Source organism: Neoaquamicrobium sediminum (assembly GCF_040970315.1).
In the GTDB taxonomy this organism is placed as follows: domain Bacteria; phylum Pseudomonadota; class Alphaproteobacteria; order Rhizobiales; family Rhizobiaceae; genus Aerobium; species Aerobium sediminum.
In genome coordinates, this window is record NZ_JAZHFV010000005.1 from 275,819 (window position 1) to 294,949 (window position 19,131).

At 64.0% G+C, this 19,131-nt stretch carries 19 protein-coding genes; 13 read left to right on the forward strand and 6 right to left on the reverse strand.

Annotated elements, in window-relative coordinates:
• Positions 1 to 43: 43 nt before the first annotated feature.
• From V1479_RS16535 to V1479_RS16555, 5 genes are read left to right on the forward strand one after another with little or no spacing between them, the layout of a single operon-like run.
• The gene (locus V1479_RS16535) at positions 44 to 844 is read left to right on the forward strand and encodes an enoyl-CoA hydratase/isomerase family protein (protein WP_368803889.1); all 801 of its coding nucleotides are present in this window, start codon (positions 44 to 46) and stop codon (positions 842 to 844) included.
• A 45-nt stretch (positions 845 to 889) separates the two neighbouring features.
• On the forward strand, positions 890 to 1,915 hold the full coding sequence (locus tag V1479_RS16540) for a TRAP transporter substrate-binding protein (protein WP_368803890.1): 1,026 nt from the start codon (positions 890 to 892) through the stop codon (positions 1,913 to 1,915).
• Between the two features lie 57 nt (positions 1,916 to 1,972).
• Positions 1,973 to 2,473 (forward strand): TRAP transporter small permease, encoded by a 501-nt coding sequence (locus tag V1479_RS16545; protein WP_368803892.1) that lies wholly within the window; start codon positions 1,973 to 1,975, stop codon positions 2,471 to 2,473.
• Positions 2,473 to 3,765 carry a TRAP transporter large permease gene (locus V1479_RS16550; RefSeq protein ID WP_368803893.1) on the forward strand — a complete coding sequence of 431 codons (1,293 nt, stop codon included), beginning with the start codon at positions 2,473 to 2,475 and terminating at the stop codon, positions 3,763 to 3,765. The genes V1479_RS16545 and V1479_RS16550 overlap by 1 nt, the downstream gene beginning before the upstream one ends.
• Positions 3,765 to 4,910, forward strand: coding sequence for a CaiB/BaiF CoA transferase family protein (locus V1479_RS16555; RefSeq protein WP_368803894.1), 1,146 nt, complete (start codon positions 3,765 to 3,767; stop codon positions 4,908 to 4,910). Before V1479_RS16550 ends, V1479_RS16555 begins: the two co-directional genes overlap by 1 nt.
• Here the strand turns inward: V1479_RS16555 and V1479_RS16560 are convergent.
• From V1479_RS16560 to V1479_RS16580, 5 genes are all read right to left on the reverse strand, one after another.
• The gene (locus V1479_RS16560) at positions 4,904 to 6,064 is read right to left on the reverse strand and encodes an acyl-CoA dehydrogenase family protein (protein ID WP_368803895.1); all 1,161 of its coding nucleotides are present in this window, start codon (positions 6,062 to 6,064) and stop codon (positions 4,904 to 4,906) included. The genes V1479_RS16555 and V1479_RS16560 overlap by 7 nt on opposite strands.
• 20 nt (positions 6,065 to 6,084) lie before the next feature.
• Positions 6,085 to 6,873 carry a GntR family transcriptional regulator gene (locus V1479_RS16565; protein ID WP_173194780.1) on the reverse strand — a complete coding sequence of 263 codons (789 nt, stop codon included), beginning with the start codon at positions 6,871 to 6,873 and terminating at the stop codon, positions 6,085 to 6,087.
• A gap of 16 nt (positions 6,874 to 6,889) precedes the next feature.
• The gene (locus tag V1479_RS16570; RefSeq protein ID WP_368803897.1) at positions 6,890 to 7,666 is read right to left on the reverse strand and encodes an enoyl-CoA hydratase/isomerase family protein; all 777 of its coding nucleotides are present in this window, start codon (positions 7,664 to 7,666) and stop codon (positions 6,890 to 6,892) included.
• Positions 7,666 to 8,901, reverse strand: a complete 1,236-nt coding sequence (locus V1479_RS16575; protein WP_368803898.1) for a CaiB/BaiF CoA transferase family protein — start codon at positions 8,899 to 8,901, stop codon at positions 7,666 to 7,668. Before V1479_RS16575 ends, V1479_RS16570 begins: the two co-directional genes overlap by 1 nt.
• A gap of 127 nt (positions 8,902 to 9,028) precedes the next feature.
• Complete coding sequence (locus V1479_RS16580; RefSeq protein WP_368803899.1) at positions 9,029 to 9,916, reverse strand: LysR family transcriptional regulator; 888 nt, start codon at positions 9,914 to 9,916, stop codon at positions 9,029 to 9,031.
• A gap of 115 nt (positions 9,917 to 10,031) precedes the next feature.
• Here V1479_RS16580 and V1479_RS16585 point away from each other — a divergent pair, with 115 nt between their 5' ends.
• The 7 genes from V1479_RS16585 to V1479_RS16615 all read left to right on the forward strand — a co-directional run bounded on the left by V1479_RS16585 (position 10,032) and on the right by V1479_RS16615 (position 17,319).
• Complete coding sequence (locus V1479_RS16585) at positions 10,032 to 10,817, forward strand: HAD-IIA family hydrolase (RefSeq protein WP_368803900.1); 786 nt, start codon at positions 10,032 to 10,034, stop codon at positions 10,815 to 10,817.
• Positions 10,811 to 11,737 carry an ABC transporter permease gene (locus tag V1479_RS16590; protein ID WP_368803902.1) on the forward strand — a complete coding sequence of 309 codons (927 nt, stop codon included), beginning with the start codon at positions 10,811 to 10,813 and terminating at the stop codon, positions 11,735 to 11,737. Before V1479_RS16585 ends, V1479_RS16590 begins: the two co-directional genes overlap by 7 nt.
• A 3-nt stretch (positions 11,738 to 11,740) precedes the next feature.
• Positions 11,741 to 12,643, forward strand: a complete 903-nt coding sequence (locus V1479_RS16595) for an ABC transporter permease (RefSeq protein ID WP_368803903.1) — start codon at positions 11,741 to 11,743, stop codon at positions 12,641 to 12,643.
• Positions 12,644 to 12,722: 79 nt separating this feature from the next.
• Positions 12,723 to 14,276 (forward strand): ABC transporter substrate-binding protein, encoded by a 1,554-nt coding sequence (locus tag V1479_RS16600; RefSeq protein WP_368803905.1) that lies wholly within the window; start codon positions 12,723 to 12,725, stop codon positions 14,274 to 14,276.
• A 72-nt stretch (positions 14,277 to 14,348) separates the two neighbouring features.
• Positions 14,349 to 15,221, forward strand: coding sequence for a metallophosphoesterase family protein (locus tag V1479_RS16605; protein ID WP_368803906.1), 873 nt, complete (start codon positions 14,349 to 14,351; stop codon positions 15,219 to 15,221).
• Positions 15,218 to 16,894 carry an ABC transporter ATP-binding protein gene (locus tag V1479_RS16610; RefSeq protein ID WP_368803907.1) on the forward strand — a complete coding sequence of 559 codons (1,677 nt, stop codon included), beginning with the start codon at positions 15,218 to 15,220 and terminating at the stop codon, positions 16,892 to 16,894. Before V1479_RS16605 ends, V1479_RS16610 begins: the two co-directional genes overlap by 4 nt.
• A gap of 74 nt (positions 16,895 to 16,968) precedes the next feature.
• Entirely contained in the window at positions 16,969 to 17,319 is a 351-nt protein-coding gene (locus V1479_RS16615; protein WP_368803908.1) for a DUF2200 domain-containing protein, read from the forward strand.
• A 22-nt stretch (positions 17,320 to 17,341) separates the two neighbouring features.
• Here the strand turns inward: V1479_RS16615 and V1479_RS16620 are convergent, their stop codons facing one another.
• Complete coding sequence (locus tag V1479_RS16620; RefSeq protein WP_368803909.1) at positions 17,342 to 17,857, reverse strand: MarR family winged helix-turn-helix transcriptional regulator; 516 nt, start codon at positions 17,855 to 17,857, stop codon at positions 17,342 to 17,344.
• 194 nt (positions 17,858 to 18,051) lie between these two features.
• Between V1479_RS16620 and V1479_RS16625 the strand changes: the two genes are divergently transcribed.
• Positions 18,052 to 19,080 carry an ABC transporter substrate-binding protein gene (locus V1479_RS16625; protein WP_368803911.1) on the forward strand — a complete coding sequence of 343 codons (1,029 nt, stop codon included), beginning with the start codon at positions 18,052 to 18,054 and terminating at the stop codon, positions 19,078 to 19,080.
• The last annotated feature ends 51 nt before the right edge of the window (positions 19,081 to 19,131 follow it).

Here is a 19,131-nt window from a genome sequence, read left to right on the forward strand (position 1 = left end):
TTACGTACTTTAGCGCGCGATCAATCGGGAGGAGCGATCCAGCGTGGCAGGTTTCGAAACGATTGCGCTTGATGTCGACGGTGGCGTGGCAACGCTGACGCTGAAGCGACCCGAGCGCCGCAACGCCATCGACATGACCATGCGCGCCGAGCTGCGCGAAGCCGTCGATCGACTGGTTCGCGACGCTGCCATCCGCGCCTGTGTCTTAACCGGATCCGGAGGCAGCTTCTGCGCGGGCGGCGACATCACGTCGATGCGCGACAGGAAGCCCGGCATCGAGGATGCGCACGAGCGCATGCGCCAGACCGGTGAAACCGTGCTCGCGCTCCTTTCTCTTGAAAAGCCGTTGATCGCGGCTGTCGACGGTCCTGCCTACGGCGCGGGCTTTGGCCTGGCTGCCGCGGCTGATTTCGTCGTGGCGACGCCGCGGGCGCGGTTCTGCGCATCGTTCGCGCGCATCGGGTTGGTGCCGGATTTTGCGCTCCACCACTCGCTACCGCGACGGGTCGGGATGGGACGGGCAAGGGAACTCATCCTCAGCGCACGGGAAGTCGATGCGGAGGAGGCGTTGGCGCTGGGCATCGTTTCGCGAGTCGTCGCAGAAGACCGGCTGATGGAGACCGCAACGACTATGGCGAAGAGTTTCGTCGAGGCGTCCTCAACGGCATTCGCCCTGTCGAAGAACCTTCTCAACCAGAGCTACGGGCTCGACCTGCGGCAGACGGTGGAAGCAGAGAGCCTCGCCCAGGCAGCCTGTCTTGAGACGGCTTATCACAAGGAAGCGACTCAGCGCTTCCTCGACGGAAAGCCGCCGCGCTTCCGCTGGCAGGCCGATTCGGCGTGAACGTTGCCAGCACCAAGAACCAGAAAAATTCTGATGGAGGAAAGCATGAAGATCACCAATGCCCTTAAAGTGGCCGGCATCGCGCTGGCCGCCTCGCTTGCATCGACCGCGCTCTACGCGCAGGAAAAGATCGTCCTGAAATATGCGGATCAGTTTCCGCTGACTCATGCCGGCTCGAAGCTTTCGGCGCAGCCGTTCAAGCAGATGGTCGAGGAGCGCAGCGCGGGCCGCATTGAGGTTCAGCTCTATCCGGCCGAGCAGCTTGCAAAAGCCGCCGGGTTGCTGGACGCGGTGCGCAACCGTGTCACCGACATCGCCATGGTCGGCGTCGTCTATGTCAGTGATCGCATGCCGCTGACCAGCGCCGTCGAACTGCCAGGGCTCTTCACCGATTCCGTTGCCGGTTCCATCGCTTTCACCAAGCTGGCCCAGAACGAACTCCTGGAAAGCGAATATCTGCGTAACGGCGTGCGTCCGCTCTTCACCATGGTGACGCCGCCCTACCAGGCGATGTTCGCTAAGAAGACCGAGCTCAACGATGTCAGCGAGCTTGAGGGTGTGAAGATGCGTGCCGCCGGCGCGACCGGCGAACTCATCGCCAGTTCGCTCGGAGCCGTGCCGGTGCGTGTGCCAGCCTCCGACCTCTACCTCGCCCTGGAGCGTGGCACCGTCGATGGCGCGAACTACAATCCGCCGAGCCTCTTTGCCTATAAGATCGAGGAGGTGCTTTCCTCCATCACGACCAATGCGAGCCTCGGCACCGTGGCCTTCGCGGCCCTGGTGAACGAGGACGTATGGCAGGGCCTTCCGGAAGACGCCCGGAAGGTGGTTTCCGAGGTTGCCACCGAGATCGGCGAAACGATGGCCGCCGGGTTCAAGGAGCAGACCGGGTCCGCATACGATAAGCTGGAAGAGCTCGGCATCAAACTGATCGAGCTGTCGCCCGAAACGCAGGCCCAGTTTACCGAGAAGCTGCAATCGGTCGAGGCCGAATGGGTGAAGCAGATGGAAGGGCGCGGACTGCCCGGCCAGGCGACCCTCGACGCCTATCGCTCATACCTCCAGGAATAATCGAGATCGACGCTCCCGGACGAGTACTCCGGGAGCGCCCTACCTCCGGAGCATGCCATGCCCAGACCGCTGGAGCGCGCGCTGTCTTTCTTCGATCGGATTTTCATGGCGATCGCGCAGTTGGCGATCTTCGTCATGATGTTGTCGATCAGCGTCGATGCGCTCGGACGCTATCTCTTCAATCGTCCTCTGCAGGGCAGCTTCGAGTTCACGACGCTGTACCTGATGGTCATCCTCACATTTCTGGGCTTGCCGGCGACATATGCGAGTGGCGGCCACATCCGGCTCGACGTGCTGAAGCCCTGGCTGGCTCGCATTCCGGGCAACCCGGTCGAACGTGTGAACGCGCTGATCGCCGCCGGCATCTTCGGCTTTCTTGCCTGGCATTCTGGCATCGAGGCCGTGTCGAAATTCATAGACCGGGACACCAGCTTCGGCGTCATCCAGTTCCCGCTCTACTGGAGCTATGTATGGGTTCCTCTCGGTTGCGGATTGCTTGCGTTGCGGCTCGCCGTCGAGATCGTCTTCCCGCGCTCCGACCTTGAGGGAGACGAGTGATGGTTTCCGTTGCCGTCGGAATGACCCTGCTTCTTTTCGTGCTGTTGCTCGCGGGCATGCCGGTCGCCTTCACAATGCTGACCACCGGTGCGCTGGGGCTTTACCTGACAGGTGGCATCTATCCGCTGATCGGCGTTATCAAGACCGCACCCTACGAGCACGTGACAAGCTACACGCTGTCGACGCTGCCGATGTTCGTATTGATGGCGGAGTTCCTGACGGCTGGCCGTTTCACGCGCGACCTGTTCGCGGCCTCGCACAAATGGCTCGGTCATATGCGCGGCGGTATCGCCTATGCCGCGGTTGCGGGAGGTGTCATGCTTTCGGCCGTCTCGGGATCGAGCACGGCTGCCGCCGGCACCCTTGCCGCAGCCGCCCATCCAGAGATGCGTCGCTACGGTTACAACGACAGCTTTTCGACCGGCGCGCTGGCCGTGATCGGCACGCTCGCCATCATGATCCCGCCCTCCATCGGCCTTGTCCTCTTCGGCGTCTTCACGGAAACGTCCGTGGGTGCGTTGCTGATGGCCGGCCTGTTGCCGGGGGCGCTGACCGCCGCCAGCTACGCGCTGACGATCGCGTTCATCGTCAGACGCAATCCAGATGCGGCTCCGACTGCGGCCGAGCCGGTTTCGATGCGCGAGAGGATCTTTGGGCTCAAGACCGTCTGGCCGATCCTGCTGTTGATGGGGTCGATGATCGCGGCGATCTATTCCGGCGCCATCACGCCGACGGAAGTCGGAGCGGTGGGCGCGCTCGCGGCGCTGGTCATCGCCATCGTCATGCGCCGCATGGGATGGAGCGATTTCCTGCATGCCCTGTCGGCGGCCACGCGCAACTCCGCGATGATCCTTGCCATCATCGCATGCTCGGCGGTGTTCGGCATTTTCCTGACGCTGACCGGCGTGACGCAGAACCTGCTGATGGCGATCCAGGCCGCCGACGTGCCTCCCTTCGTGGTGCTGCTGTGCGTTCTGCTCATGCTGTTGGTCCTCGGTTTCTTTCTGGATCAGTTGGCGATCCTCGTCCTGACCCTGCCGCTGACGTTCCCGTTGCTCGCCGGTCTTGGTTATGAGCCCGTCTGGCTTGGTATTCTCTTCGTGAAGGCGGCCGAGATCGGGCTCATCACGCCCCCGATGGGCATCAATGTCTTCGTCGTCGCGAGCACGACAAAGGTTACCGTCGGCAAGGTCTTTCGTGGTGTGTGGCCGTTCGTGCTGGTCGAGCTGATCGTGCTTGCCCTGCTGATCGCGTTCCCCGCGATTTCGCTCTGGCTCCCGGGGAGAATGTGATGATGGCGCTAATGCTGGAAGGTGTGAAGGTCATCGAGCTTGGCCAGAATCTCGCCGGTCCTTTTGCCGGCGAAATACTTGCCGATCTCGGGGCTACCGTGGTCAAGGTCGAGAAGCCGGATGGTGGCGACGACGCGCGCCGCTGGGGGCCGCCCGTCTCAGCCGATGCGTCGGCCGCGTTTCACGCGATGAACCGCAACAAGCTGTCCGTGGTGCTCGATCTCTCGCAAGCCGAAGACAGGCGGAAACTCGACGGCCTGCTGGCCGACAGCGACATACTGGTCCACAATCTGCGGCCGGGCGTGATGGAGAAGATGGGTCTGGGGCCGGAGGAAACGACGGCACGGCACCCGCGCCTGATCTATTGCGACATGGGTGCCTTCGGTCATCTCGGCCCCATGAAGAACCGCCCCGGCTACGAACCGCTGATGCAGGCGTTTTCCGGGCTCATCAGCGCCAACGGCCACCCGGACGGGCCGGCTGCGCGGATCGGTGCGTCAGTGGTCGATCTCGGTACCGGCATGTGGGCGGCGATTGGTGCGCTGGCGGCGCTGTTCCGCAGGGGGACGACCGGCAAGGGCTGCGTCGTCAACACGTCGCTGTTCGAGACCGCGTTGCTGTGGTGCGGGTTCCACATGGTCACATACATGACGGGCGGCGGACTGCCCGTGCGTCACGGGACGGGACATCCTCTGCTGGTGCCTTACCAGGCGTTCGAAACATTGACCGGGCTGCTGGTGATCGCAGCCGGCAACGACCGGCTTTTCGCGCGGCTGGCGCAGGTTCTCGGTCATCCGGAGTGGGGTACGGATCCGCGCTTCGTGACCAATGAGGATCGCAGCCGCAACCGCGCGATTCTGCTGCCGATGGTGGCCGAGATTGCGGCGGGCACGACGAAGGAAGACCTTGCTGAGAAGCTCGAGACGGCCGGCGTACCCTGCGCGCCGATCCACACCGTCGACGAAGTGCTGGCGCATCCGCAGACGGACGCGCTCGGCATCCTTCAGAAGTCGCCCGGCATCGATCTCAGCCTCGTCGGCATGCCGATCTCATTCGATGGCGAAAGGCCTGCCTACAGGAAGGACGCGCCCTCGCTCGGCGAGGACAACGCCAGGGTGTTCGGCACCCGCGACGTGGGTCAGTAGGATTTCGGCAGGCCGAGAGCCTTCTCCGCAACGTGGCAGAGGATGAGTTCCTCGCTCACGGGTGCGATGAAGTTTAGGATGCTTTCACGGAAATAACGCTCGACGTGGTATTCCCTGGCGAAGCCGAAGCCGCCATGGGTTCGCACCGCGCGGAACGCTGCGTCGAACGACGCCTGGCTGGCGAGATATTTGGCGCTGTTGGCTTCCAGCCCGCAGGGTTGGCCGCTGTCGTAGAGGTGTGCCGCCTTGAACAGCATGAGTTCCGCCGCCTGTAGCCGCATCCATATGTCGGCAAGCGGATGCTGGATGGCCTGGTTCATGCCGATCGGCCGGCCGAACACGTTGCGCTCTCCGGCATAGGCCGCGGCCTTTTCCAGCACGGCCTGTCCTGCGCCGATCGCGCTTGCGGCGGCGACGATGCGCTCGGCGTTGAGACCATGCAGCAGCACGCGAAAGCCATCGCCGTCCTTGCCGATACGGTCTTCCTCGGGAACTTCGAGGCCGTCGATGAAGATGGCGTTGGAATCGACCGCCTTGCGGGCCATCTTCTCGATCTCGCGCACCTCGATCCGGTCGCGGTCGAAGCGCGTGTAGAAGACGGTCATGCCGTCCGTCGGCCTGGCGCAGTCCGCGAGCGCCGTCGTGCGTGTCACCAGAAGGATACGGTCGGCGTGCTGCGCGGTGGAAGTCCAGACCTTGCGCCCGTTGACGACATAGCCATTGTCGGCCCGTCTGGCGAAGGTGGTGATATGCGTGGTGTCGAGCCCCGCGTCAGGCTCCGTCACGCCGAAACAGGCACGCTCCTCGCCGGCGATCAGCGGCGGCAGCATGCGCTGCTTCTGCTCCTCCGTGCCGAAGCCGACCACCGGCTGGAGCCCGAAAATGTTGATGTGGACCGATGAGGTCGCGGCCAGCCCCAGCCGGCCGATTTCCTTCATCACGATCGCGGCCTCCGTGATGCCGAGGCCCGCCCCGCCATAAGCCTCCGGAGTCGTGATGCCGAACCAGCCGTTGCGGGCGACCGCCGCTGCGAACTCGTGCGGGAACCGGCCGTCGCGGTCACGGTCGAGCCAGTAGCCGTCGTCGTACGGCTCGCAGATGCGTCGCACCGCTTCCTGTATCGCGCGCTGCTCCTCGCTTAGGGCGAAGTCCATTGCCTGTCTCCGTGGTTCCTTCAGTTGTCGGGGCGCACAGTCGGACGCCAGTCGTCCGCCGCGCGCTCGAAGACGTTGGCGATGCGTCGGCGTAGCAGGAAGAGATCGCTGCGGATCACGCTGCGGTGCGCCATCACCGGGGTGGCCGCTCCCGTCTCTGTCAGCGTCGAGTCGAGCTGCACGGTCGGCGTCGCGAGCGGTATCTCCAGAAGCTTCGCCACCTCGTGGCCGGCGAGGTTGACGGTCATCACCTGGTCGCCCACCAGATGGCTGAGACCTGTGTGGTCGCGGACGAGCTGCGCATAGAGGCGCGTGCGATCGAGCCCTTCGGGGATCATCTCGAAGTAGCGGCGCGGCATGATGAAATCGACGATCGAATACGGCATCTCCTCGAAGAGATGCAGCTTGCGGGCGTTTACCAGTGGGCCTTCGGCCTCGGGAATGAAGCGCGCCGGGCCGTGGTTGCGGGTACATTCCGCGTGGCCGATGATCCTGATGGAGAACCGCGGATCGAGATTGAGCTGGTCGTGCCCGGGGGCCTGCGGATTGGCGCTACGCACGGGTGGCGCCTTGAGAACATAGGTGCCTCGCCCGCGCTGGCTCGACAGGTAACCCTCGTCCTGCAGGATGCCGATCGCCTGCCGGATGGTCGCTCGCGCCACGCCGTAGGCGTCCTGCAGCGCGGGAAGCGGCGGGATCTGCGCGCCGACGGCCCACTCGCCCTGTCCGATCATGTCGCGAAACAGGCTGGCGAGCTTGATGTAAAGCGGGATGCCGTCGTCCTGGCTGAAAGCACTGCCTCTGGTCATCGCCTGCCCCTCCGTTTCAACGACCCGTGAAGACCGGCGGCCGGCGCTCGTGCGCGGCCTTGATGCCTTCACGGAAATCGTCAGTCTGGAAGTGAATGCGCTGTTCGGCAATCTCGCGCTCGATCGCCTGACGCACGAGAGTCGCACGATCCCCAAGCAATGTCTGCCGCATGGATTGCACGGCTATCGGCGCACCTGACGCGATCTCGCCGGCAAGCGCTATTGCCTCGTCGTCGAGCGCGGCCTGCGGAACCACCTTTTCGACAAGACCGATGCGGTTCGCTTCCTCGGCGGAGAGCCGGCGGCCGGTCTGCAGCATCAACGATGCGGCCTGAAGGCCGACGACCCGCGGCAACGTCGCGCTGATGCCGAAGCCGGAATGAACGCCCAGCCGTGCGAAATTCGCGGAGAACCATGCCGTGTCGCTGGCAACCCGGAAATCCGCCACAAGCGCGACGCCGAGACCGCCGCCGATCGCCGGGCCCTGCACGGCGGCAATGACCGGCTTCGACACTTCGAAAAGCGCGATGGCGCTGCGGTAGATGCGCATCGCCACGTCGGCATCGACACCGTTACCGTCACTACCGAACTGCGCGCCGGCGCAGAAGGTCTTGCCTTCGGCCCGAAGCACGATGGCCCGGCATTGCCGGTCGGCCTCGAGTTCGCGAAAGGCGGAAAGCAGCCCTTCGACCGATGCGCCGTCGAAATAGTTCTGGGGCGGACGTGAGAAGGTCACGACGCCGACGTGGCCGTCGCGTTCGACCGATATCTGGCTGTCCGGTGCGGTTGCCATCACCATCCGGCCTTTCGGGCTGCTGGCTTTTCTTCATCCGAGAAGGTACGGACAACGCCGCGCGCCTGTAGCGTTGCGATCTGCTCGTCAGACAGCCCGACTTCGCGGAGGACCTCCAGCGTATGCTCCCCGATCTCCGGCGGATGGCGGTCCGAGCCGACATCGACGTCACGAACCGAGAAGGGCGCGCGGGTCCGGCGCAAGCGCCCCTGCGACGGGTGGTCGTATTCCTCGAAAAGCTTCACGGCCCTGAGGTGCGGGTCTTGCTCCAGATCCTCCATCTGCAAAACCGGTGCGCAAGGAATGTCGAGCCGGTCGAAGAACTCGCGCCATTCGGCAGTCGTGCGGGTCGGCAGGATTTCGTTCGAAGCGATTTCGTACAGGCCTGCAATGTTGTTGGCCATCGCATGCTGGTCGGCCATCAACGGGCCGTCGAGCACGTCCTGCCTTCCGGTTTCCGCGAGGAAGCGCTGCCAGTGCTCGTATTTGTAGACGCCATGGACGATGTAGCCGTCCTGCGTCGGTGCCGGCTGACGATAGGGGCTCATGACGCGCTTGTAGCCGAGACCGGCTTCGGGCGGGACGAAGGTGTGGCCGTTGAGATGCTGGTTCAGCACCACGGTGACGGCAGCCTCGAACATAGGCGTCTCTATATAGCAGCCCTTGCCGGTGGCGCGCTGGCGGTGGAGCCCGGCCAGCATGGCCTGTCCGAGCATTAGCGCAACGACCTTGTCGGCAATCGCGATCGGCAGGAAGGTGGGCTTGCCGGAGCCGACGCCGTTGACCGCGGCAAGGCCGGAATAGGCCTGGATAATGTCGTCGAAAGCAGGAAAATCGGCATAAGGCCCGTCCTGTCCGAAACCGATCGCCGCACAGTAGACGACCTTCGGGTTGATCGCCTTGACGGCTTGGTAACCGAGCCCAAGCCGCTCGATCGCCTTGACCCGCATGTTGTGGACGACGATGTCGGCGTCCTTCAGAAGGGCATTGAGGGTCTCGCGCGCCTCGGGGTCCTTGAGGTCCAGCGAAATGCTGCGCTTGTTGCGGTTGACCGACATCCATTGCGCGGTCATGCCCCGCTTCCGGCCGAGGCCGAGATTCCGGTAATAATCGCCTTCAAGCGACTCGACCTTGACGACGTCGGCGCCGAAATCACCCAGGAACTGGGTGGCGTAGGGGGCCATGAGAATGTGGCCGATCTCGACAACCTTTACGCCGTCCAGAAACTTCATCATGGGGCGACGCTCCTCCGCTTTCCCAATCAAATGATCAATAGTATGTATGACCATATGTTTTGGGTCAACCGAAGCGGGGAGCAAACGTGGGGCGTCTCAGTCTGTCGCGAGAGCGGCCACCCGGCCGCTATGCCATCCCTTCCTGCATCCTGCCGTAGTCTGCGCCGACCGCCAGGAATGCGTCCGTCACGACGGATGTTTCCCCGGCCAGCGCAAAGGCAACTTCATTATAGCGCGTGTTCATCTCGGCGACCGGCACGCGCTTGACGGCATCGTGCCGGCCGGTTCCGTGGCGCCATATGAAGCCGATGCCGATATTGTTGGCGACCGCCTCGTAGGCCGCATCGCGGGCATCCAGCACCAGAAGCGGTTTCGGCATGAGACCTGCGTGCGCGAACGCGCGATCGACCACGCGTTGGGTTGAAGAACCGCGAGCGCGGAAGATCAGCGGCTGGCGCATCAGCTCGGCGCAGGTCAATTGCTTGCGCGACGCGAGCGGATGGCTGGCGTGAAGCATCGCGACGACCTCCTGGCTGACAAGGGCCTGTGCGCGAAACCGTCCATCGCGCGGGATGTCCGGCAGCACGCCGACGTCGACGCTGCGAGACAGCACCGCCTTGATGATGCGTTCGTGCGAGCCGGTCTCGACCGCGATGTCGACACCGGGATGGCGTTGCCGAAACAGCGCGATAACGGCCATGCCGGGCATGGAATTGCCGAGGCCGATGGTGATGCGGCCGTCCTTCAGCGTGGCATGACGGGTCATGATGCGTTCGGCCTCCCGTTCGCTTTCCGCCATGCGTTCGGCAATGTCGCAGAGCTGCGTGCAGAGCGGCGTGGGATGCAGCGCGCCGCCGCGGCGCATGAAGAGCCTGACCGAATAGAGTGCTTCCGCTTCGCGGATATGCTGCGAAACCGTTGGCTGGGAGACGCCAAGCTGGCGTGCCGCAGCGGCATAGGAGCCGTTCTGCGCAACGGCGTTGATCGCTCTGATGCGCGCAAGTGTAAGCGACATCGCTGTCCTCAAGGTGAAACCTTCGATTTCGCAAGGTCTAGCCTTGGTTTGTTACGGGCGTGTCACACGCTGCCCACATGGTCCCGCTCGCATGAACAAGCGACGAGGACCAACGATGCGCCATGTGGAGACAGTCAGGAGTTTTGCCGAAATCGACGTCGCGGCACGATCGATCGTGTTGTGCGATCTCGACGGGTGCCTGATCTCCGGCCGCCACGTGCACGAGGGCGCGCGAGCGTTCGTCGATGCCTCCGGCGACCGGCTGTGGATCGTCTCCAACAATTCTTCCGATACGGCCGGGACGCTTGCCGCCCGCCTCGATGAGCTTGGCATCAGCGTGGATGCGGACCGGATACTGCTGGCCGGCGAAGAGTCGGTTCGCAGGCTCGCCGACGATCCGCAGGCGAAGGCAGCACTTGTCTATGCCGACGCACCGCTGCGGTCGCTCGCGACAAGTCTCGGCATTGCAAACAGCGGTGGCGTGCCGGAGGTCCTGCTTCTTGGCCGGGATTCGCGATTCAGTCTGCAGCTTGCCGAGGAAATCGCTTCGCATCTCGTCGACGGCGCAGAACTCAGGGCGACCAATCTCGACCTGACGCACCCGACGGCCCATGGCCGGCCGGTGCCGGAGACCGGCGCGCTGGTTGCCGCCATCGAAGCCTGTACCGGCCCGTTGCAAATAAAGTCCGTCGGAAAGCCGGCCGCGGACCTGATCGAGATCGCGCTCGAACGCAGCGGCGCCGATCGTCGCCGGGCTCTCTTCGTTGGCGACAACGACGCTACCGACGGTGTGGCCGCGCGCGCGGCTGGCATCGACTTCCTGCGCATCCTGCATTCCGCAATCGCGCCAAAGGTCAGCATCGCCTCCCATCTCAACGGCAGGGAGAGCGTGTCATGCTGAAATACATGACGCGGGCCGGCCTCAAGATCGCCATCACCTTTCTGGCAATCGTCACGCTGGCGTTTGCGGCCACCAGGCTTTCCGGCGACCCGATCAACTACATAGCCGGGCAGGGGCTCACCCAGGCCGATCGCGATCTTCTCGTCACCTATTACGGGCTCGACCGCTCGATCCTCGAACAATACCTCGCCTTCATGGGCTCGTTCTTCGACGGCGAGTTCGGATTGTCCTTCGTCGAGCGGCGGCCCGTCTCTGTAGTGATCGCCGAGCGCATATGGCCGTCACTACAGCTCCTTCTAGCGAGCACGGCGCTGACGCTGGCGCTGGCGATACCGCTCGGCATCGTGGCGGCGGTCTGGCGCAAGTCGTGGGCGGGCAGCGCCGTCATGACGCTCGCCTTCCTGTTCTACGCCGTCCCGAACTTCGTCCTCGCGGTCTTCATGATCCTGGTCTTCTCCTACTGGCTGAACTGGCTGCCGGTTGTCGGCAACGGCACCTGGGCGCACTTCCTGATGCCGACGATCGCTATGTCGGGACTGCTCATCGCCGGGCTGACGCGGTTCACGCGCAACGCCATGCTCGATGTGCTCGGCCAGGATTTCATCCGCACCGCCCGCGCCAAGGGGCTAGCGGAGACCGAGGTCATCCTGCGGCACGGCCTGCGCAACGCCTCCATCACCATCCTGTCCGTGATCGGGCTGCAGGTGGCGAGCCTCGCGGCGGCGGGCTCGGTGGTCGTGGAATCGATCTTCGCATGGCCGGGTATCGGTGAACTGCTGGTGCGCTCGGCGATCCAGCGCGACTACCCGGTGCTTCAGTTCGGCGTCATCGCCGTTTCCATCGCGGTCCTCATCATCAACGCAGTGGTCGACCTCGCCTACACCTGGGCCGATCCGCGCATCCGTCTCGGGGAGGCCTGAGCCATGGCCGACATTTCGTTGCGTTCCGGTCTCGACGACAAGCCCTCGCTGGTCGCAAGTGCGCTCTCGCTCTGGCAGTCCGCCGATGCCGTTCAGCGCGTAGCGATCGTCACCGCGTTCGCGCTGCTGGCGGCGGCGATCGCGGCCCCGCTGATCGCGCCACACGGACCGCTTGACCAGAGCCTCCTGTCACGGCTGTCGCCGCCGATCGGTTTCGAGCGGTACCGGGACGGCTTCCTTCTCGGCACCGACGAGCTTGGACGGGACATCCTTTCGCGGACGCTCTACGGCCTGCGGCTGACGCTGTCGCTTGCGCTGCTGGGGTCGATCATCGGGCTGCTGCTCGGCGGGCTGCTCGGCCTTCTGTCCGGTCTTCGCGGGGGGCTGTTCGAAGACATCGTCATGGGCGCCGTCGATGCGCAGATCGCCATCCCGTTCACGCTGATCGCGCTGCTGTTCCTCGCCATCTTCGGCTCCAGCCTCACCGTCATGGTGTGCGTGCTGGGCGTTTACGGCTGGGAGCAATATGCCCGGATCGTGCGCGGCGAGGTGAAGAAGCTGAAGGCGATGCCGTTCGTCGAGGCCGCGCGGGCGGCCGGCGCATCGAACTTCCGGATCGCCACCCGGCATGTCCTGCCGAACGTGGTCTCGCCGCTGGTCGTCCAGTTCACGCTCTCCTTCTCCAACATCGTGCTTCTGGAATCCACGCTCTCGTTCCTCGGTCTCGGGGTGCAGCCGCCAACGGCGACCCTAGGCTCGATGGTCGGCTTCGGCCGCGACTACATGCCGACGGCGCCTTGGGTGGTGATCGTGCCGGCGCTCGCGATCCTGCTCGTCACCTTTGCCGTGCAGATCCTCGGCGACTGGCTGCGCGACCGCGCCGACGTGCGCCTGAGGGCGCGCTGACCTCAAATTCATAAAGAGAGGCCGGGATCGCCGGTCCGCAAGACATCTGGCTCAACACCCTTACGGAGGCTTCAAAGCCATGAAACGACTTCTTCAGACCACGGCGCTCGCAATGCTCGTCGCCACGCCTGCACTAGCCCAGGAAATCACGGTTGGCGCCGCAAATGTTGCGCCCTATCTCGATCCGGGCCGCGACCATTCCAATGTCGGCTCGCAGTTCTACTACAACGCCTTCGACGTGCTTATCGACCGCGACTACAACAAGCGCGAAGTAGAGTGGCGTCCTGCGCTTGCCACCAAATGGACGCTCCTCGAGCCGACCGTCATGGAGCTCAAGCTGCGCAAGGACGTCCTCTTCCACAATGGCGACCCGATGACGGCCGACGATGTCGTCTTTTCGCTCAACCGCATGTACCAGGCGACGTTCCCGCCCTATCAGGTCCGCGCCCGCGACCGTCTCGGCAACTTCGAGCGCGCCGAGAAGGTCGACGACTACACGATCCGCATTTACGCCAAGCGTGAGGAGCCGCTTTGGGAGACGCTGATCAACCTGCAGCAAGGCATGATCATTCCGGCCGCGTACACGATGGCGTTGACCGGTGATCCTGATGTCGCAGAAGACAGCGACTTCGAGGCCTTCTCGCTCGCGCCCGTCGGCACCGGCCCTTACAAGATTGCCGAGTTCGTCCCAAACGAGCGCATCGTTTACGAGCGTTTCGGCGAGTTCTGGGGCGAGGCGGCCCTGCTCGAACGCGCAACCGTGCGCCGTATTCCCGAGACCGCCTCGCGGATCACGGCACTGCGCACCGGCGAGATCGACCTGGCGACCAACATCGCGCCCGACCAGCTTTCGCTCATCGAAGCCGAGCCGACCATGAAAGCCGTTGGCTCCGCGACCGCGCTCTTCCACGTCATGATCATGAACCAGAACCACGAGGTCATGAAGGATGCCCGCATTCGCCAGGCGCTGAGCATGGCGATCGATCGCGACGCGCTCAACGAGGCGCTGTGGCTCGGCAAGGCCGTCGTGCCAGCCTCGCACACGATGGAGGAGTTCGGCGAACTCTACATGCCGGAACTGGAGACCTTCGAATACAATCCCGAGCGGGCGAAGGAACTGCTCGCCGAAGCCGGCTACAATGGCGAGGAGATCGTCTACGACAGCCAGTCAACCTACTATACGAATGGTCTCCTTGCCGCCCAGGCAATCATGGAGATGTGGGCCAATGTCGGCGTCAAAGGCCGGGTCAACGTGATCGAGGAATGGACCGGCGGCTCGCCCGCGATGATGGTGCGTTCCTGGTCCAACCCGATGTATTTCGCCGATCCGTTCGGGTCGTTCGGCGTGATGTGGGCACCCAACGGTCCCTCGGAATCGGAAGGGCGTTTCAACACCGATGCCGAGTATGCCGAAATCTGGGAGCGGTTCCGCTTCTCGACCGACATCGAGGCGCGCAAGCAGGCCTATGCCGAGCTGATGGAGCGCATCAAGGCGGACGCGCCGTTCCTGCCGCTCTACCGTCCCTATGAGAGCTGGGCCATGCGCACCGATCTCGAATGGGCGCCCAAGCCGGGGCATATCCCCTACGTGCTCGACTTCCGCGCCGGTTCGATTGAGTTCGCCAGCAACTGACCCTGAAACGTCACTTCCGGCGGGTGCGATGCACCCGCCGGAATCACCTTCATCTTGCCCAAGGAGCTGACCATGTCCGTGCGCATCGCGCTCGTCGCCGACATTCATCACGGCGCCCCATCGCTCACCAAGCGCGGCGACTGCGCGCTCGACCTGATGACCGACTTCGCGCGCTTTTCCAACGATGCGCGGCCGGATCTCGTCATCGATCTCGGCGACCGCATCTCCGACATTGCGCACGACCGCGATCTCGAACTCGAGGCGGAAGTCGCCGAAGCGTTCCGCGCGGTTGAGGCGCCCATCTGCCACATCAACGGCAATCACGATCGCGACCACCTGTCCGTCGAGGACAATGAGCGCATCCTGGGACAGGCGCTCGGCCACCATACGATCGACATCGGTGGCTGGCGCATCGTTCTGTGGCGCGCGGACACGCTCATCCGCCGGGGTGGTAACCATGGCTCCTTCCATCTGCCGGAGGCCGATCTTCTGTGGCTGTCGCGCACGGTGCGCAATGCCGACCGTCCCATGCTGATCGCGAGCCACGTGCCCGTCTCGGGCCACTCGCAGTTCGGCAACTACTATTTCGAGAACAACGCGACGGTCTCGACCTACCCGCAGGCCGACCGGGCGCGCGCCATGATCGCGCAGGCGCGCCATCCTGTCGTGTGCATCTCGGGCCATGTACACTGGAACACGATCACACCGGTCGACGGCACGGTGCATCTCACGCAGCAGTCGCTGACCGAGAGCTTCACCACCAATGGCGAGCCTGCAGGCGCGATGGGTCTCATTGAGCTCGGCGACACCGTTACCTGGCGTGTCGAGGGGCGCGACCCGGTGAACTTCTCCTTCCGGCCTGCCGCGACGCGGTGGACTCCGCCGGTACCGCCCTTTCATAAGATCGCCGAAGTGGCTGCGCGCATGGAGGGCGAAACGGCATGAGCGTGCTCCTGTCGGTCCGCGACCTGTCCATCGCGTTCGGCTCGCATGTCGCCGTGGAGCGCCTGAGCTTCGATGTCGAGGCCGGCGAGACTGTCGTCATCGTTGGCGAGTCGGGTTCCGGCAAGTCGGCCACGGCACTGGCGATCATGCGGTTGATCGAACGTGAGGGAGGCCGCATCGCCGGTGGGAGCATGCTGTTCGGCGTGGATGCGCCGTCCGATCTGGCGAAGGCCAGCGATGCGCAGATGCGGCGGGTGCGCGGCAACCGCATCGCCATGGTCTTCCAGGAGCCCATGACCTCGCTCAATCCGGTGATGCGGGTGGGGGGACAGGTTGCTGAAGCCATCATGCGCCATCGCGGGCTGTCGCGGGCACATGCGCTGGAAGAGGCAGAGCAGGCCTTCGAGCGCGTGTGCATACCCGAGCCGAAGCGACGGCTTGGTCAGTTCCCGCACGAGCTGTCCGGTGGCCTGCGGCAGCGGGTGATGATCGCGATGGCGCTGGCCTGCCGACCGCAACTGCTGATCGCCGACGAACCGACCACGGCGCTCGACGTGACCACGCAGGCCGAAATTCTCCAGCTTATCGGTTCGCTGCAGGCGGAAACCGGCATGGCCGTGCTCTTCATCACGCACGATATGGGCGTGGTGGGCGAGATCGCAGACCGGATCGTCGTGATGCGTAAGGGCGCATTGGTAGAGAAGGCTTCCGTCGAGCGTTTCTTCAGCAGGCCTTTCGCCGACTATTCCAAGGCATTGCTGGCGGCAACGCCGAGGCTCGGAGCGGGTGGTCCGGAAGCCCCCGATGAAGGCGAAACCGTGCTGCGGGTCGAGAACCTGAGCACCAGCTTCGGGACTGGCGGGTTTGCGTCGAAGGCATCGCGCCGCACGATCGTCGACGGTGTTTCGCTGTCCGTCGGCAGGGGCGAAACGCTCGGTCTGGTGGGTGAATCGGGGTGCGGGAAATCGACCCTGGCGCGCTCGATACTCCGACTGGTGGAGCCGGACCGGGGAAGCGTCGAGATTGGAGGTCGCGACTGGATGGCACTTTCAGGCGATCGGCTCATGACGGCGCGACGCGACGCGCAGATGGTGTTCCAGGACCCTTATGCGTCGCTCAATCCCCGCATGGCGGTGCGCGAGGCGGTTACCGAGCCGGCGCGTATCCACGGCCTCGTTTCTGGCCGCGAGGTTCGCGACCTCGCCGTCAGCCTCGTCGAAAAGGTCGGGCTGGAAGCCGATTGTGTCGACCGCTTCCCGCATCAGTTCTCGGGAGGTCAGCGCCAGAGGCTGGCAATCGCGCGCGCGCTCTCGGTGCGGCCCAAGCTGATCATCGCCGATGAGGCCGTGTCGGCGCTGGACGTTTCGATCGCGCGGCAGGTGACGGACCTGATGCTTGACCTGCAGCAGCGCGAAGGGCTCTCGTTCCTGTTCATAAGCCACGACATCGCCGTGGTCGAACGCGTCAGCCACCGCATCGCCGTCATGCATGCCGGACGGATCATGGAAACGGGCCGCACGGACGATGTTCTCCGCGCGCCGCGGGACCCCTATACGCGCCGACTGCTTTCCGCCGTCCCGCGTCTGCCTGCAATCGCCACGGAGGAACGGCTCTCAGGGCAATACGCTGCAAACGCATCTGCATGGCCCGAGGTGGAGCCGTTGAGCGCATAACAGCCTTAGCCTGCAATTGATCATCGGGCTGAGCTAGTATGTGCGGGGCGCTGATGCCGGATGGAGGCCGCACAATGACGAAACCGCGAATCTACACGATGAGTTTCGCCAGCGTATATCCGCACTATGTCGCGAAGGTCGAGAAGAAGGGGCGCACGAAAGCGGAAGTCGACGAGGTCATCCGCTGGCTGACCGGCTACACCCAGGAAGGGCTGGAATCCCAGCTCGAAAGGCAAACGGACTTCGAAGCCTTCATCGCTGAAGCGCCCCGGCCGAATCCGTCGCGAAGATCGATCAAGGGCGTCGTTTGCGGTGTCCGCGTCGAGAATATCGAAGAGCCTCTGATGCAGGAGATCCGCTACATGGACAAGCTGATCGACGAGCTGGCAAAGGGAAAATCGATGGAGAAGATTTTCCGCGAGTGATTTGCCTCAACGGGACCCGTAACTAGCGCTCGGCGACGGCGATCATGGTTCCCAGCCCTCGCGCGATCGTTTCATGCAGTTCGGGCGGCAGGCACGCGCAGAGTTCGCGCTCCACGGCTGCATGATCGGCCATGCTGGCATCGGCGGCGGCAATGCCCGCTTCGGTCAGTTCCACGATGACGCCGCGCCCGTCGCGCTTGTCCGCCATGCGCCGGATCAGGCCATCCTTCTCCATGCGACGCAGCAGGTTCGACAGGCCGCCGGAGGACAGGAGCAAAGTGGACAGCAGCTCGCCCGGTGACATGCGATAGGGATGGCCCGAAACCCGGATCGTCGCCAGCACCGCATAGGTGGGATATTTGAGCCCGTGCTGCGCCAGCACCCTGTCCACTGCCCGAAGAATGATATCGTGCAGATGGAGGATCCGTCCGACCACGGCCTTGCCGCTGCAGTCGATGTCGGGCCGTTCCCGCTTCCAGCTTTCCATGCCGCGACCGACGCGGTCGAGCTCCCAGTATCGTATCTCGGCCGTGTTCAAAACCCGTCCTCCTCGAGGCGCTTGGCTGTGGAGTTCCATGCTCTGCGGAATCGCTACCGCAGGCCGGCCAACCTTGGCAAAAGATAATTTACCTTCAATATATCTTTCTTGAAAGATAATATCTGCGATGTTACGCTTCTCGAACGATGCGGAAAGGGAAGAGGCCTAAACCGCGTCACAATGGGAGCCATCACATGATCAAGAAATCCTTGCTTGCAGCCGCAACGGCCAGTCTCGCCCTTGCGTCCGCGCCCGGCGTTGCCGCGGCCGACGAACTCGTGCTCGGCTCGTTCGGCGGCTCGTTCGCCGACAACGTCACGGCCTGCTACATCGAGCCCTTCAAGGCCGCCACCGGGGCGGACGTGATCCTCAAGCTCGGCAGCTCTTCACAGCACGCGGCAGCCGTGCGTGCCACAGCGGGACAGTCCGACATGGATGTCGTCTTCGCCGACGACGCCTTTGCGGTGCAGATGGCCAATGAAGGCCTTCTGGTGCAGCTCGACCGCTCGAAGCTGAGCAATGCGCCGGAAATCATCGACGGTGCCTGGGGCGCCGACGATGCCTATGTTGCCGCCATGCTCGGCGCGACCACCATCATCTACAACAAGGATACGGTGACTACGCCGCCGACCTCATGGAACGACCTGTTCGACCCCAAATACGAGGGGCGCGTTACCATCGGCGACATTTCCGGCACGACTGGCTGGCAGTTCCTCGCCGCACTAAATCAGATGGAAGGCGGCACGCTCGACGACATCACGCCCGGCATCGAGAAGGTGAAGCCGCTGGCGAAATCTTCCGTGCTGCTGTACTCGCAGGCCGATCAGGTCGTCGCTCTGTTCGAGCGCGGCGAGATCGACATTGCCGTCTGGTATCCCGACCGCGCCGGTGTCGCAGCAAAGAATGGCCTGCCGCTTGCCGCGGCCTATCCCGCCGAGGGCGCCGTCGGCATCCGCCCGACCATTTCGATCCCCAAGGGTACCGCCCAGGAGGATCTCGCGCACAAATTCATCGACACCGTTCTCGATGCGGACAACCAGAAGTGCTTTTCGGAGGTCCAATTCATCGGTTCGGTCAACAAGAACGTGACCTTGTCGGACGAGGTGTCGGCGATCGTTCCGACGGGCGAGGCGCTGGACAAGATGCTGTTCCTCGATCCCAACGACATGGCCAAGCGTTTGCCTGAGTGGACCCGTCGCTGGCAGCGCGAGGTTCTGCGCTAGGCGTACCGTCCGAACCAACTCCCAGCCGGCGGCATCGCGCCGCCGGCCGAC

Coding starts and splice junctions, on each gene's coding strand:
- V1479_RS16540 (WP_368803890.1), top strand. CDS start 890: ATGAAGATCACCAATGCCCTTAAAGTGGCCGGCATCGCGCTGGCCGCC.
- V1479_RS16545 (WP_368803892.1), top strand. CDS start 1,973: ATGCCCAGACCGCTGGAGCGCGCGCTGTCTTTCTTCGATCGGATTTTC.
- V1479_RS16550 (WP_368803893.1), top strand. CDS start 2,473: ATGGTTTCCGTTGCCGTCGGAATGACCCTGCTTCTTTTCGTGCTGTTG.
- V1479_RS16555 (WP_368803894.1), top strand. CDS start 3,765: ATGATGGCGCTAATGCTGGAAGGTGTGAAGGTCATCGAGCTTGGCCAG.
- V1479_RS16560 (WP_368803895.1), bottom strand. CDS start 6,064: ATGGACTTCGCCCTAAGCGAGGAGCAGCGCGCGATACAGGAAGCGGTG.
- V1479_RS16565 (WP_173194780.1), bottom strand. CDS start 6,873: ATGACCAGAGGCAGTGCTTTCAGCCAGGACGACGGCATCCCGCTTTAC.
- V1479_RS16570 (WP_368803897.1), bottom strand. CDS start 7,666: ATGGCAACCGCACCGGACAGCCAGATATCGGTCGAACGCGACGGCCAC.
- V1479_RS16575 (WP_368803898.1), bottom strand. CDS start 8,901: ATGATGAAGTTTCTGGACGGCGTAAAGGTTGTCGAGATCGGCCACATT.
- V1479_RS16580 (WP_368803899.1), bottom strand. CDS start 9,916: ATGTCGCTTACACTTGCGCGCATCAGAGCGATCAACGCCGTTGCGCAG.
- V1479_RS16585 (WP_368803900.1), top strand. CDS start 10,032: ATGCGCCATGTGGAGACAGTCAGGAGTTTTGCCGAAATCGACGTCGCG.
- V1479_RS16590 (WP_368803902.1), top strand. CDS start 10,811: ATGCTGAAATACATGACGCGGGCCGGCCTCAAGATCGCCATCACCTTT.
- V1479_RS16595 (WP_368803903.1), top strand. CDS start 11,741: ATGGCCGACATTTCGTTGCGTTCCGGTCTCGACGACAAGCCCTCGCTG.
- V1479_RS16600 (WP_368803905.1), top strand. CDS start 12,723: ATGAAACGACTTCTTCAGACCACGGCGCTCGCAATGCTCGTCGCCACG.
- V1479_RS16605 (WP_368803906.1), top strand. CDS start 14,349: ATGTCCGTGCGCATCGCGCTCGTCGCCGACATTCATCACGGCGCCCCA.
- V1479_RS16610 (WP_368803907.1), top strand. CDS start 15,218: ATGAGCGTGCTCCTGTCGGTCCGCGACCTGTCCATCGCGTTCGGCTCG.
- V1479_RS16615 (WP_368803908.1), top strand. CDS start 16,969: ATGACGAAACCGCGAATCTACACGATGAGTTTCGCCAGCGTATATCCG.
- V1479_RS16625 (WP_368803911.1), top strand. CDS start 18,052: ATGATCAAGAAATCCTTGCTTGCAGCCGCAACGGCCAGTCTCGCCCTT.